This window comes from Streptomyces bicolor (assembly GCF_000719285.1).
GTDB classification, from domain to species: domain Bacteria; phylum Actinomycetota; class Actinomycetes; order Streptomycetales; family Streptomycetaceae; genus Streptomyces; species Streptomyces bicolor.
This window is the reverse complement of record NZ_JOFS01000009.1, coordinates 61,571-75,251: the sequence shown is the minus strand read 5'-3', so window position 1 is coordinate 75,251 and position 13,681 is coordinate 61,571. Positions and strand designations below refer to the sequence as shown.

Genomic DNA, 13,681 nt, shown 5'->3' with positions numbered 1-13,681 from the left:
GCTGAGAAGCTGGTCAGCCGAGAGGCAGGTGTCGATCGCCATGGCAGGATCCGCCGGTACGCCGGGCACCCCACGCGTCCTGCGCGCCATGAACGACCGTGCCGCCCTGGACCTCCTCCTGGAGCACGGGCCACTGTCCCGCACGCGGATCGGCAAGCTCACCGGCCTGTCCAAGCCGACCGCCTCCCAGTTGCTGGCCCGCCTGGAGGCCGCCGGCCTCGTCCTGGCCACCGGCACGACCGAGGGCCGACCCGGTCCGGGCGCCCAGCTGTACGAGGTCAATCCGGCCGCCGCGTACGCCGCTGGGCTCGACGTCACCCCCGAACGCATCCTCGCCGCCGTCGCCGACATCACCGGCCGCACGGTCGGGTCGTACGAACTGCCCACCCCCGGCAGACGCCCGGCCCATCCGGTCGCACGGCAGGTCACCGACGCCCTCGACGGCGCGGTGAAGGCGGCGGGCCTCGCCCGCGACGACGTCCACCGGCTCGTCATCGGCACCCCCGGCGCCTTCGACCCCAACACGGGCCGGCTGCGCTACGCCTCCCACCTCCCCGGCTGGCACACCCCCGCGCTGCTCGACGAACTCGCGGCCGCCCTGCCGATGCCGGTCGAGTACGAGAACGACGTCAACCTCGTGGCGTTGGCCGAGCAACGGCTCGGCGCGGCCCGCGGCCACGAGGACTTCGTGCTGCTGTGGAACGAGGGCGGCCTCGGTGCCGCCCTGGTCCTCGGCGGGCGCCTGCACCGCGGCTGGACCGGCGGCGCGGGCGAGGTGGGTTTCCTGCCGGTTCCGGGTGCACCCCTGGTCCGTCAGGTGACCAAAGCCAACAGTGGCGGCTACCAGGAGCTCGCCGGTTCACAGGCGATCCCTCAGCTCGCACGCGACATCGGCATGACGAACATCCCGTCGGGGCCGTACGCCGAGGCCGCCGCCACCCTCGTCGAACGGGCCGCAGGCGAGGACACCGTCCTGAACCGGCTGCTCCTGCAGACCTATGCGACCCGGCTGGCCACCGGTCTCGCCTCCCTGGTGTCGGTCCTCGACCCCGAACTGGTCGTCCTCAGCGGCGCCTCCCTCACCTCCGGCGGCGAGGTGCTGCGCGCCCTCGTCCAGGACGAGCTGGAGGAGCTGGCCGCGTCCAGGCCCCGGCTCGTCGTCGGTGACGTCCGTGAACACCCCGTGCTGCGGGGCGCGTTGGAGAGCGCGCTCGCGACCACACGCGACGAGGTCTTCGACACCTCGCGCTGACCGCCCGCCCCCGCAGCCCAGCCCTTCACCCCAGCAGCTCAGCCCTCCCACTCGGCAGCTGAGCCCTTCCGACCCACCCCCCGCCTTCCCTCACCCACCCCTGTCCCGCCCTTGGGAGACCTCGCCATGTCCGGAAAGTCCAAGAACGTCATACCCTCAGCGCCCCGTAGGACGGCCGCCGCCCTCGCCGCCACCGCCTCCCTGGCCCTGCTCGCCACGGCCTGTACCGGCCAGTCGGAGTCCGGCGCCACCGACGACCCCAACGCCAGGACGACGATCACCTTCTGGCACGGCTGGAGCGCGCCCGCCGAGGCCAAGGCGATCCAGGAGAACGTCGACCGCTTCGAGAAGGCCCACCCGAACATCACGGTGAAGGTCGTCGGCAACATCAACGACGACAAGCTCAACCAGGCGCTGCGCGCGGGCGGTTCGAACGGGCCGGACGTGGTGTCGTCGTTCACGACCTCCAACATCGGCAAGTTCTGCTCCTCCGGCGCCTTCCTCGACCTGAAGCCCTTCATCGAGAAGTCGAAGCTCGACCTCGACAAGCTGATCCCGAAGCCGATGCTGGACTACACCCAGTTCGAGGGCACCCGCTGCGCCCTGCCCCTGCTGGGCGACGCGTACGGCCTCTACTACAACAAGGACGCCTTCGACAAGGCCGGCATCAAGTCCCCGCCGAAGACCTGGTCGGAGTTCGCGAAGGTCGCCGAGAAGCTGACCGTAAGCAAGGGTGACAGTTACCAGCAGCTCGGTTTCATGCCGACGTACCACGGCTACGAGACGGTCGTGGACCACTACATGTCCCAGTGGGACCACGCCTACTTCGACAAGGACGGCAAGTCGAACATCGCCAAGGACCCGGCCTTCGCCGAGATGTTCACGTACCAGAAGAAGCTCATCGACGACCTCGGCGGCTTCCAGAAGCTGGAGAAGTACCGCAACACCTTCGGCGACGAGTGGGGCGCCAAGCACCCGTTCCAGACCGGCCAGGTGGCCATGCAGCTCGACGGCGAGTGGCGCCTCGGCATGGCGAAGGACGCCGGCGTCGACTTCGAGATCGGCACCGCCCCGATGCCCGTCGCCGACGACGAGGCCGACGAGTACGGCAAGGGCTTCCTCTCCGGCACGATCATCGGCATCGACCCGCAGAGCGAGAAGCAGAACGCGGCCTGGGAACTGGTGAAGTACCTGACGACCGACACCGAAGCCGTCGTCTCCTTCGCCAACGCCATCCACAACGTGCCCTCCACGTTCGCCGCCCTGAAGTCGCCCGACCTCAAGGTGGACCCCGGCTTCAAGACGTTCCTGGACATCGCCCAGAACCCGCACTCGAACACCCCGCCGGCCTCCGTCAACGGCTCCACGTACCAGACGACGCTGCAGGACTTCGGCTACCAGTACGAGTCCGGCAAGGTGACGGACCTCAAGGCCGGTCTGGAGAAGACCGCCGAGCAGATCGACACCGACATCGAGCAGGCGAAGTAGCGCCGTCGATGCCCACGCACACTCTCCGCGCGAAGCGCCGCAGGTCGGCGCTTCGAACGGTGGCCTTCCTGTCACCGTGGCTCATCGGGTTCGGCGTCTTCTTCGCCTATCCGCTGGTGTCCACCGTGTACTTCTCCCTGATGAAGTACGACGGCTTCGGCACACCGGCGTTCCGCGGCCTGGGCAACTGGGCCTACGTCTTCAACGACTACCCCCTGTTCTGGCCGGCCCTGCGCAACACGCTCTGGCTGGTGCTGGTGATGGTGAGCTGCCGGGTCGTGTTCGGCCTCGGCATCGGCCTGCTCATCACGAAGATCAAGACCGGCACGGGTGTCTTCCGCACCCTCTTCTACCTGCCCTACCTCGCCCCGCCGGTCGCCGCGACGCTGGCCTTCGTCTTCCTCCTCAACCCCGGCACCGGCCCGGTCAACTCGGTCCTGGACGGCCTGGGCCTGCCGACGCCCGGCTGGTTCACGGACCCCACCTGGTCCAAGCCGGCCCTCACCGCGCTCGCGCTGTGGGGGGTGGGCGACCTGATGGTCATCTTCATGGCCGCGCTGCTCGACGTACCGAAGGAGCAGTACGAGGCCGCCGAGCTGGACGGCACATCGGCCTGGCAGCGGTTCCGGTACGTCACCCTGCCGAACATCTCGCCGATCGTGATGTTCGCCGTCGTCACGGGCGTGATCCAGACGATGCAGTACTACACGCAGCCGCTGGTCGCCGGGAAGGTCGCCTCCGGCATCATCGGCGGCTCCGGCCAGCAGTTCGAGCCCGGCTACCCGGACAAGTCCACGCTGACCCTCCCCCAGCTCGTCTACAACCTCGGCTTCCAGCGCTTCGACTACGGCTCTGCCTGCGTGGTCGCGCTCGTCCTGTTCGCCCTCGCCATGGCGTTCACCGCGCTGCTGATGCGGCGCCGGGGCGGACTGATCCAGGCAGGTGACTGACCATGACCCAAGTGCTGGAAAAGCCGGTTCAGTTGGGAACCCCAACAGTCGCCGAGCGCACGGCCCGCCGCAAGGCGCTCCTGGAATGGATAGCGATCCACTCCCTGGGCATCGCGGCCGCCCTCTTCTTCACCCTGCCCTTCGTCTTCGTCGTCCTGACCTCCCTGATGAGCGACCAGCAGGCGCTCACCCGCGACCTCGTCCCGGACACCTGGGAGTGGAGCAACTACACCAAGGTCTTCGACACACCTGGCTTCCTGACCTGGTGGAAGAACACGCTCGTCTACGCCGGCCTGGGCACGGTCCTCACCGTGGTGTCGTCCGTCCCGGTGGCGTACGCGCTCGCCAAGTTCCGCTTCCGCGGCCGGAATCTGACCCTGATGCTGGTCATCTCGATGATGATGCTGCCGCCGCAGGTGGTCATCATCCCGATGTACCTGTTCTGGGCGAAGCAACTGGACCTCTCGGGGACCCTCTGGCCCCTGATCATCCCGATGGCGTTCGGGGACGCGTTCTCGATCTTCCTCCTGCGCCAGTTCCTGACGACGATCCCGAACGAGTACCTGGACGCGGCGAAGGTGGACGGCTGCGGCGAGTTCCGCACGCTCCTGCGAGTCGTCCTTCCCATGGCGAAACCGGGCATAGCCGCGGTGGCCCTCTTCCAGTTCTTCTACGCGTGGAACGACTACTTCGGCCCCCAGATCTACGCGTCCGAGAACCCCGGCGCATGGACCCTGTCCTACGGCCTGGAGTCGTTCAAGGGCGCGCACCACACCGACTGGAACCTGACCATGGCCGCGACCGTACTGGTCATGGCCCCCGTGATCGTCGTGTTCTTCTTCGCCCAGAAGGCGTTCGTAGAGGGCGTCACACTCACCGGAGTAAAGGGTTGAACAACCTATGAAACTCACCGTGGTCGGCGGAGGCTCGACCTACACCCCCGAACTCATCGACGGCTTCGCCCGCCTCCGGGACACCCTGCCCATAGAGGAACTGGTCCTGATGGACCCGGCGACGGACCGCCTGGAACTGATCGGCGCCCTGGCCCGCCGTATCCTCACCCGCCAGGGCCACCCCGGCACGATCACGACCACCACGAACCTGGACGAGGCGGTGGACGGCGCCGACGCGGTCCTCCTCCAGCTCCGGGTGGGCGGCCAGGCGGCCCGCGAACAGGACGAGACCTGGCCCCTGGAATGCGGCTGCGTGGGCCAGGAGACGACGGGCGCCGGCGGCCTGGCGAAGGCACTGCGCACGGTCCCTGTGGTCCTGGACATCGCGGACCGCGTCCGTCGCACCAACCCCACCGCCTGGATCATCGACTTCACCAACCCGGTCGGCATCGTGACCCGCGCCCTGCTCCAGGAGGGCCACAAGGCGGTCGGCCTGTGCAACGTGGCGATCGGCTTCCAGCGCAAGTTCGCGGCCCTGCTCGGCGTCACCCCCTCCGACGTCCACCTCGACCATGTGGGGCTCAACCACCTCACCTGGGAGACCGGGGTGCGCCTGGGCGGCCCCGAGGGCGAGAACGTCCTGCCGAAACTCCTCACGGACCACGGCGACACCATCGCCGCCGACCTGCACCTCCCCCGCACCCTCCTGGACCGCCTGGCCGTGGTCCCGTCGTACTACCTGCGCTACTACTACGCCCACGACGAAGTGGTGGAGGAACTGCGCACCAAACCGTCACGCGCCGCCCAAGTGGCCGAAATGGAACGGCAGTTGCTGGACCTGTACGCCGACCCGGCCCTGGACGGGAAGCCGGACCTGCTCTCCAAGAGGGGCGGCGCCTACTACTCGGAGGCGGCGGTGGACCTGGCGGCAGCGCTGCTGAACGGCGCGGGCAGCCCCTACCAGGTGGTGAACACGTACAACAACGGAACGCTGCCCTTCCTCCCCGACGACGCCGTGATCGAGGTGCAGGCGGCGGTGGGGCCGTCGGGTCCGGCCCCGCTGCCGGTGCCCGCCGTGGACCCCCTGTACGCGGGCCTGATGGCGAACGTCACGGCCTACGAGGACCTGGCCCTGGACGCGGCGCTGCGCGGCGGCCGCGACCGGGTGTTCAGGACCCTGCTCGCGCACCCCCTCATCGGCCAGTACGCGTACGCCGACGCCCTCACCGACCAGCTGATCGCACACAACCGGGAGCACCTCGCGTGGGCATGACCGCACGTGTCCTCGCTGTCGACGCGGGCAACAGCAAGACCGACGTGGCGGTGGTGGCAGCCGACGGAACCGTCCTGGCCACCGCCCGCGGAGGCGGCTTCCGCCCGCCGGCGGTGGGCGTGCAGCCGGCGATGGACACCCTCGCCGAGGCGGTGGAACAGGCCTTCACCGCGGCGGGGGTGACCTCCGTCGACCATGTCTCGGCCTGTCTGGCGAACGCCGACTTCCCGGTGGAGGAGGAGACCCTGGCGACCGCGCTGCACGCACGCGCGTGGGGCACGACCGTCGAGGTCCGCAACGACACCTTCGCGATCCTGCGCGCGGGCGTGCCGGAACCTCGCGGGGTCGCCGTGGTCTGCGGCGCCGGCATCAACTGCGTCGGCATGCGCCCCGACGGCCGTACCGCCCGCTTCCCCGCGCTGGGCCGTATCTCCGGTGACTGGGGCGGCGGTTGGGGCCTGGCGGAGGAGGCGCTGTGGCACGCGGCCCGCGCGGAGGACGGCCGCGGAGTGGCCACGGCGTTGGCGCAAACGCTCCCCGGCCACTTCGGCCTGCCCACCATGTACGCCCTGATCGAGGCCCTGCACCTGCAGGACATCCCCGACGCCCGCCGCCACGAACTGACGCCGGTCCTGTTCGCCACGGCGACGTCCGGCGACCCCGTGGCCCGCGCCATCGTGGACCGCCTGGCCGACGAGGTGGTGACCATGGCCACGGTGGCCCTGACCCGCCTCGACCTACTGGAGGAGGAGGCACCGGTACTGCTGGGCGGGGGCGTACTGGCGGCCCGGCACCCCCGACTGACCGACGGAATCCGTGACCTCCTCACGTCCCGCGCCCCCAAGGCGGTACCGCGGGTGGTCACGGCGAGCCCGGTACTGGGGGCGGCACTGCTGGGCCTGGACCGGGTGGGGGCGGTGGCGGAGGTGCACGAGCGGGTACGCACCCACTTCGAACCCTGAACGCCGGTCCGCGTCAGCGGGGCTCTGGGGCCCGCAGGCCCCAGGGGGAACCGAACCGATTCCCGCCGCGTGTTCATGGGCAGGGGTGGTGCGGGGGGGATCCTGCCCAGCCGCTTCCACTGCGATCCGATCAAGATCCAGTGAAGGCCGGTGCGGATGTCAGTCCCGCCAGCGATACTTGCGGCGACGGGATGACCACGGGGGAGGTCAACAGTGACACAGACGCCGACGAGCAGCGCACCACCACCGGGACACAGCCCGGCCCCCGGCGCACCCACCATGCCGTCCGTACCACCACAGCCCAGCCGCCCCGCCATCCCCGCCCAACCCCGCCGTACGGCCTTCGCCGAGGGTTTGGACCAACTCCGCGCCGTCGCCACCACCGAACCCGGCCGCCTGAGGATCATCGGCGCCCTGCTGGCCCTCTTCGTCGTCGCCTTCGGCGCCGTGGCCGCCTGGCAGATGACGGAGCGGGCCGCAGCGGCCGACGACGTCCTCAACCGCAGCCAGCCCCTCAGCTCCGACGCGGCCGACATCTACCGCTCCCTGGCGGACGCCAACACCGCGGCCGCCAGCGGCTACCTCGCGGGCCTGCAGGAGAAGCCCGCCATGCGCGAGGGCTACGAGAAGGACATCCGCACGGCCGCCGAGAAACTCGTCAAGGCCGCCGCCAACTCCGAACCGGGCTCCCCCTCGGCGAACACCATCGCTGAACTCAGCAGGCTCCTGCCGGAGTACAAGGGCCTGGTCGAGACCGCGCGGGCCAACAACCGCCAGGGCTACCCCGTGGGCGGCGCGTACCTGCGCGCGGCGAACGAGATGATGCAGCAGAAGATGCTGCCGTCGGCCGAAGAGCTGTACCAGACGGAGAACCAGCGTCTGCGCTCCGACTACGCGGACGCGAAGTCCTTCCCCTGGGCATCGGCCGGCCTCGGCCTCCTCGCCCTTGCCGCCCTGGCCTGGGCCCAGCGCCGCAACTACCAGCGCACGAACAGGGTCCTCAACCACGGCCTCGTCACCGCGACAGCCGCCGCCAGCGTGGTCCTGCTGTGGCTCGCCGTGAGCCACACGGTGGCACGGGCGGGCCTGAACGACTCCTACGAGCACGGCGTCCGCTCCCTGAACGTCCTGCACGAGGCCCGCATCGCCTCCCTGACCGCCCGCAGCGACGAGAACATGACCCTGGTGCGAAGGGGCGCGGACTCCAAGACGCTCGACGACGGTGCCGTCGTGGACGCCTACGAGTGGGGCTACGACCAGCAGATCGACGAGCTCGGCAAGGCTCTCGCCCGAGCGGAGGGCCTCGCCGACGACTCGGCGGGTCAGAAGCCCGTTCAGGACGCGAACGGCTTCATGAAGATCTGGAAGGACCGCCACAGCCTCGCCCGCGACGACAACAACTCCGGCAACTACCAGGCTGCCCGCGACCGCGTCATCGGCGCCGCGAAGGAGCCGACCAGCGTGTGCTTCGACAACGTCGACAAGGCGCTGGCGACGGCGCTCACCCACGAGCAGAACGAGTTCAAGCAGGCCGCGAGCGACGGCCGTGACTCGCTGACCGGCCTCCCGACCGGCGCCGCGGTCCTCGCGGTCCTGGGCGCGACCGGCGCGGTCCTCGGCATCGGCCGCCGGCTGTCGGAGTACCGGTGAGAGGGGGCACCACGATGAACGCACGCGACACGACGACGCACGCACACGGCACGACGACGCACGCAGCCGCCCACGCCCCGGTCGTTCTCCGGCCCGCGGCCGGCCCGTGGCGGCGTCTGCGCACCGGCCTGCGCGGCTGGGGCGGCGTGGGCGCGATGGCCCTCCTCTGCGCCCTGGCGGTGACGTTCGCCCTGCTGCTGCCCCTGAGCCAGCCGCGGGGAGACGACGCCGGTACGACGACCGGCGGCCAGGGCATCACCCACACCACCCAGGTGAAGGCCGACGACTGCGAGAACCCGCAGGACCAGAGCCTGTCGCCGTCCGGCGGCGACGGCAAGGCACCCACGCTGGACGCCATCAAGGCCCGCAAGGACCGGCGCCTGATCGTCGGCGTCGACACCAACAGCTACCGCTGGGGCTACCTCGACCCGAACAACCCGGCCGGTGAGCTGGAGGGCTTCGACATCGACCTGGTCCACCGGATCGCCGAGGACATCCTCGGCGACCGCGACGCGGTGCGGTTCAAGGCGATCCCGACCAGCCGCCGTATCGAGGCGATCCAGAAGGGCGAGGTCGACATGGTGGTCCGCACCATGACGATCAACTGCGACCGCATCGAGCAAGTCGCCTTCTCGGCGCCCTACTTCGTGACCGGCCAGCAGGTCCTGGCCCCCAAGACCTCGACGATCACCGGCTTCGACAAGACCCTGGCCGAGAAGAAGGTGTGCTCGGCGCAGGGCTCCACCGCGTACGACAACCTCGAAGAGGGCAGGAAGAACGGCGACCTACCGGACTCCGCCGACATCAGGACCACCGTGCCCAACCAGCTCGACTGCCTGGTGAAGTTGCAGCTCGGCCAGGTCGACGCGGTCGTCACCGACGGCGCGCTCGCCGCGAGTCAGGCCGCGCAGGACCCCACGGTCGAACTCAAGGGCGGCCTGTTCACCGACGAGTACTACGGCGTGGCGATGAAACTGGGCTCCGACGATCTGGTACGCCAGGTCAACCGGACCCTGGAGAACTACGTCAAGGACGGCGGCTGGGAGGCGTCGTACGAGAAGTGGCTGCACCCCACCATGGACCAGGGCGACAAGAAGTCGGCGTCGGCGACTCCTCCCGAAGCCCGGTACAAGTGACGGACCATCGACTGACGGACGTCACGACGGAACACGGCAGCAGACGGCAGCACACGACAGCAGACGACGGAACACAACGCAGCGAGAGGTGATCGATGGGCGTCACGGACCCCGCCGGGCCGGTGATGGACCGGGACGAGGTGGACCGTGCGCTGGCGCGGCTCGGCGCGGAGCACGAGGCGATCGAGACCTCGCTCCTCGCCCTGCAGGACCACGCGGGCCGCAGACTCCTCGAGGGCGCCGAGCTCACGGGCGTCACCAAGGAGCGCTGGACGACCGCGGAGGCGTCGATCACGCTGCTGTGGGCGTACTTCGACGCCTACACCGACGCGTTGCGCTCCGCCCGCGAGATCAGGGCCCGGCGCCGCTGGTCCAGCCGCGACGACCTGGTGGAACTGACGGAGCTGCTGCGCGGCGAGTCCGTGACGGTGGCCGGATCGACGGCCGCGACCGCCAACGCCCCCACCCTGCACGGCGGTTCGGGCAAGCTCAGCGAACAGTTCACCCTGACCACGCTCGTGGACCGGATGAACGAGCTGTACGCGACCTCGCTGGACATGGTCGTCGCCGCCGACGCGGTCTGGTCGGCGCTGCCCGCCCGTATCGATTTACTGGCCGCCGAGCTCCAGCGCACGCGAAGGCTCGCGCACTCCGTCGGCGTACGCCCCGGCGAGCATCCGGCGGGCGACGACCTGGAGCGCATCACACGCACGCTCACCAACCTGCGCGCGGAGGTGGTCTCCGACCCGCTCGCGTACTGGCTGCCCACGCAAGGGAGTTCGGCGCCGGGCGGCGGCCGGCCGGACACCACGGTCTACGACCGCGAGGCGCGCGCCCTGGAAGACGTACGCCGTGAGATCGACGCGGTACTGACGGTCCGCCAGGATGCCGAGCAGCGTCTGGTCAAGCTGCGTGACGTGCTGTCCCGCGCGGACCGTACGCTCGCCGAGGCCCGCACCGCGCGCGGCGAGGTGCTGGCGAAGATCGCCGCCACGGAGGTGCCGGTCGTCAGCGGCCCGCCGACCGTGCTGCAGGAGCAGCTGGCGACGGCCGCCGAGTACCGCCGACAGGCCCAGTGGCACCGTCTGTCGCCGCTCCTGGAGTCGCTGGAGCAGAAGGCGGAGGACGAACTGCTGCGCGCCCGCGAGTCGTTGACCGCGGTCACCGCACCCCTGGCGGTCCGCGCCGAACTGCGCGGCCGCCTCGACGCGTACAAGGCGAAGGTGGCCCGGCACGGCCTCGCGGAGGACCCGTTCCTCATCGAGCGCTACGACGCGGCCCGCCGCATGCTCTGGAGCGCGCCCTGTGACCTGCGCGTCGCCGAACAGGCCGTCCTGCGCTACCAGCAGGCGGCCGCCGAACTGCTCGGCGGCCCACGCGTGCCGGGGCCGCGCGGGCCCGAGGACCGCGGGGGGCCGCAGGGATGAGGGACAGGGGGGAGTCGTCGTCATGAGTCAGGCACAGCAGTCCTGCCAGCGCCCGGACTGCGGCGGGACGTACGAGGACATGGGTGGCGGCGAGCTGTACTGCGACACCTGCGGCCTCGCCCCGGTCGTCTCGGCGACCGGCACGGTGGGCTCGCCGCCCACCGGAGTGACGGTCGGCGGCAAGGGCTCGCGCGGCTCGGCGGGCAGCGGCAGCTCCCGCCCCACCAGCCGCGGCAGCTCCCGTACGTCGTCCCAGTCGTCGAAGTCCCGGCGCTCGGTGTCGGGACGGCTGTCCCGCTCGCTGTCGGGCCGTACCACCGGCCGCTCGGTGTCGGTGCGCAGCTCCGGCTCGGGCGCCGGCTCCAGCGGGCGCGGCAGGCTCGGCGCGGGCCTCGTCCAGGTCCCGGACGTCCCGCGCCCCGACCCGCGCGCGATGGTGCTGGAGAACCCGGAGGTGCCCGAGCGCAAGCGGTTCTGCTCCCGCTCGGACTGCGGTGCCCCGGTCGGCCGGGCCCGCGGCGACCGCCCCGGCCGTACGGAGGGCTTCTGCACGAAGTGCGGTCACCCGTACTCCTTCATCCCGAAGCTGAAGGCCGGGGACATCGTGCACGGCCAGTACGAGGTCGTGGGCTGTCTGGCGCACGGCGGCCTGGGCTGGATCTACCTCGCCGTGGACCGCGCGGTCTCCGACCGCTGGGTGGTGCTCAAGGGCCTGCTCGACACCGGCGACCAGGACGCGATGGCGGCGGCGATCTCCGAGCGGCGCTTCCTCGCGGAGATCGAGCACGCCAACATCGTGCGGATCTACAACTTCGTCGAGCACCTCGACAAGCGCACCGGCTCCCTCGACGGCTACATCGTCATGGAGTACGTCGGCGGCAAGTCGCTCAAGGAGATCGCCAACGGCCGCCGCACTCCCGAGGGCAGGCGGGACCCGCTCCCCGTGGAGCAGGCGTGCGCGTACGGCATCGAGGCGCTGGAGGCCCTCGGCCATCTGCACAGCCGGAACCTCCTCTACTGCGACTTCAAGGTCGACAACGCCATCCAGACCGAGGACCAGCTCAAGCTGATCGACATGGGCGCGGTGCGCAGGATGGACGACGACGAGTCGGCCATCTACGGCACGGTGGGCTACCAGGCGCCGGAGGTCGCGGACGTGGGCCCGTCGGTGGCGTCCGACCTCTACACGGTCGCCCGCACGCTCGCCGTCCTGACCTTCGACTTCCAGGGCTACACCAACGTCTACGTCGACTCCCTGCCCGACCCCGACAACATCGAGGTCTTCCGCCAGTACGAGTCCTTCTACCGCCTCCTGGTCCGCGCCACCGACCCCGACCCGGCCCGCCGCTTCGCCTCCGCCCAGGAGATGGCGGAGCAGCTGACGGGTGTGCTGCGCGAGGTCGTGTCCCTGCAGACGGGGCGGGCGCGGCCGTCGCTGTCGACGCTGTTCGGGCCGGAGGTACGGGTCACGGACACGGAGTTGTTCCCGAAGCTGGACGGGGATGTCTCGCGGCTGGGGGCGCGGGCGGTACGGAGTAGGAAGGCGTCGGCCGCGTCCGGTCCGACGGCCGCTCCGCCGTCTCCCGCCGCGCCCGACTCCTTCGCCGCGCCCGTCTCGTCCGCCGGTCGGCCTGCCGTCGGCACCGGACGTGCCGAGCGGCCGGACGCAGGAGCCGCGAACGCCCTGACGGCCGCTTCGAACCTCGTCAAGGGCGTCAACGCCCCGGCGGCCGCCCTCGCGCTCCCCGTCCCGCACGTGGACCCTTCCGACCCCAACGCCGGTTTCCTCGCGGGCCTGATGACCACCGCCCCGGCCGAGCTGCTCGGCGCCCTCGCCGCCGCGTCGGCGCCGTCGACCGAGACGCGGCTGCGGCAGGTGCGCGCCTGGCTGGAGAACGGCGACACCGGCACCGCGCACGAGACGCTGCTGAAGCTGGAGGACGAACGGCCCGACGACTGGCGGGTCGTCTGGTACCGCGGTGTGGCCGCCCTCGTCACCGGCGACCACGAGGGCGCCGCGCTCGCCTTCGACGCGATCTACGACGCCTTCCCCGGCGAGCCGGCCCCGAAGCTGGCCCTCGGCATGTGTGCGGAGGTGCTGGGCCAGCTGGACAACGCCGCCGAGTACTACCGGCTGGTGTGGTCGACCGACCCGAGCTATGTGAGCGCCGCCTTCGGTCTGGCCCGCGTCCAGCTCGCGAGCGGCGACCGCCACGACGCCGTACGGACCCTGGAGTCGGTTCCGGAAAGCTCCATTCACTACACGGCCGCCCGCGTGGCGGCCGTCCGCGCGCGGCTGCGTGGGCGCACGGCGGCCGCCGCCGACGTACCGTTCCTGGAGGACCTGACCGCCGCCGCGAGCCAGGTCGAGGCGCTGGACGCGTACGGTCTGGATCCGGCGCGCCGGGAGCAGTTGTCGGCGGAAGTCCTCGGTTGCGCGCTGGACTGGATACTCTCCGGTGGCCAGGGTTCCGCCCCACCTGCCGCCGGAGGACGGACGCTGCTCGGCAGCGGCCTGGACGAGCGGGGACTGCGTTTCGGCCTGGAGCGTTCGTACCGCACGCTGGCCCGGCTCGCGCGGGGCGGCGAGGAGAGGATCGACCTGGTGGAACGTGCCAACCGTTACCGCCCCCGGACGTGGGTGTAGTTG

The 13,681-nt window shown here is 70.7% G+C and carries 10 protein-coding genes; all 10 read left to right on the top strand.

All coding sequences use genetic code 11. From position 1 onward, the window contains the following. Window positions 1–40 precede the first annotated feature (40 nt). Window positions 41–1,252: an ROK family transcriptional regulator gene (locus IF78_RS0113465; RefSeq protein ID WP_031476750.1), complete on the top strand. Its 1,212-nt coding sequence runs from the start codon at window positions 41–43 to the stop codon at window positions 1,250–1,252. A gap of 126 nt (window positions 1,253–1,378) precedes the next feature. Continuing rightward, entirely contained in the window at window positions 1,379–2,740 is a 1,362-nt protein-coding gene (locus tag IF78_RS0113460) for an ABC transporter substrate-binding protein (protein ID WP_078662430.1), read from the top strand. 8 nt (window positions 2,741–2,748) lie between these two features. Beyond that, on the top strand, window positions 2,749–3,690 hold the full coding sequence (locus IF78_RS0113455; protein WP_031476747.1) for a carbohydrate ABC transporter permease: 942 nt from the start codon (window positions 2,749–2,751) through the stop codon (window positions 3,688–3,690). Window positions 3,691–3,692: 2 nt separating this feature from the next. Next, a complete protein-coding gene (locus IF78_RS0113450; RefSeq protein WP_031476745.1) occupies window positions 3,693–4,583 on the top strand; it encodes a carbohydrate ABC transporter permease in 891 nt (296 codons plus the stop codon). A gap of 7 nt (window positions 4,584–4,590) precedes the next feature. After that, a complete protein-coding gene (locus IF78_RS0113445) occupies window positions 4,591–5,856 on the top strand; it encodes a 6-phospho-beta-glucosidase (RefSeq protein WP_031476744.1) in 1,266 nt (421 codons plus the stop codon). Next, window positions 5,847–6,818 (top strand): N-acetylglucosamine kinase, encoded by a 972-nt coding sequence (locus IF78_RS0113440; protein ID WP_031476742.1) that lies wholly within the window; start codon window positions 5,847–5,849, stop codon window positions 6,816–6,818. Before IF78_RS0113445 ends, IF78_RS0113440 begins: the two co-directional genes overlap by 10 nt. Before the next feature lie 213 nt (window positions 6,819–7,031). Beyond that, a complete protein-coding gene (locus IF78_RS0113435) occupies window positions 7,032–8,468 on the top strand; it encodes a hypothetical protein (RefSeq protein WP_031476740.1) in 1,437 nt (478 codons plus the stop codon). Between the two features lie 14 nt (window positions 8,469–8,482). Then, on the top strand, window positions 8,483–9,604 hold the full coding sequence (locus IF78_RS0113430) for a glutamate ABC transporter substrate-binding protein (RefSeq protein WP_078662429.1): 1,122 nt from the start codon (window positions 8,483–8,485) through the stop codon (window positions 9,602–9,604). 95 nt (window positions 9,605–9,699) lie between these two features. Beyond that, window positions 9,700–11,031, top strand: coding sequence for a coiled-coil domain-containing protein (locus IF78_RS0113425; protein ID WP_031476738.1), 1,332 nt, complete (start codon window positions 9,700–9,702; stop codon window positions 11,029–11,031). Window positions 11,032–11,053: 22 nt separating this feature from the next. Beyond that, on the top strand, window positions 11,054–13,678 hold the full coding sequence (locus IF78_RS0113420; RefSeq protein WP_031476736.1) for a serine/threonine-protein kinase: 2,625 nt from the start codon (window positions 11,054–11,056) through the stop codon (window positions 13,676–13,678). Window positions 13,679–13,681 lie beyond the last annotated feature (3 nt).

Coding starts and splice junctions, on each gene's coding strand:
- IF78_RS0113430 (WP_078662429.1), top strand. CDS start 8,483: ATGAACGCACGCGACACGACGACGCACGCACACGGCACGACGACGCAC.
- IF78_RS0113450 (WP_031476745.1), top strand. CDS start 3,693: ATGACCCAAGTGCTGGAAAAGCCGGTTCAGTTGGGAACCCCAACAGTC.
- IF78_RS0113445 (WP_031476744.1), top strand. CDS start 4,591: ATGAAACTCACCGTGGTCGGCGGAGGCTCGACCTACACCCCCGAACTC.
- IF78_RS0113420 (WP_031476736.1), top strand. CDS start 11,054: ATGAGTCAGGCACAGCAGTCCTGCCAGCGCCCGGACTGCGGCGGGACG.
- IF78_RS0113425 (WP_031476738.1), top strand. CDS start 9,700: ATGGGCGTCACGGACCCCGCCGGGCCGGTGATGGACCGGGACGAGGTG.
- IF78_RS0113460 (WP_078662430.1), top strand. CDS start 1,379: ATGTCCGGAAAGTCCAAGAACGTCATACCCTCAGCGCCCCGTAGGACG.
- IF78_RS0113465 (WP_031476750.1), top strand. CDS start 41: ATGGCAGGATCCGCCGGTACGCCGGGCACCCCACGCGTCCTGCGCGCC.
- IF78_RS0113455 (WP_031476747.1), top strand. CDS start 2,749: ATGCCCACGCACACTCTCCGCGCGAAGCGCCGCAGGTCGGCGCTTCGA.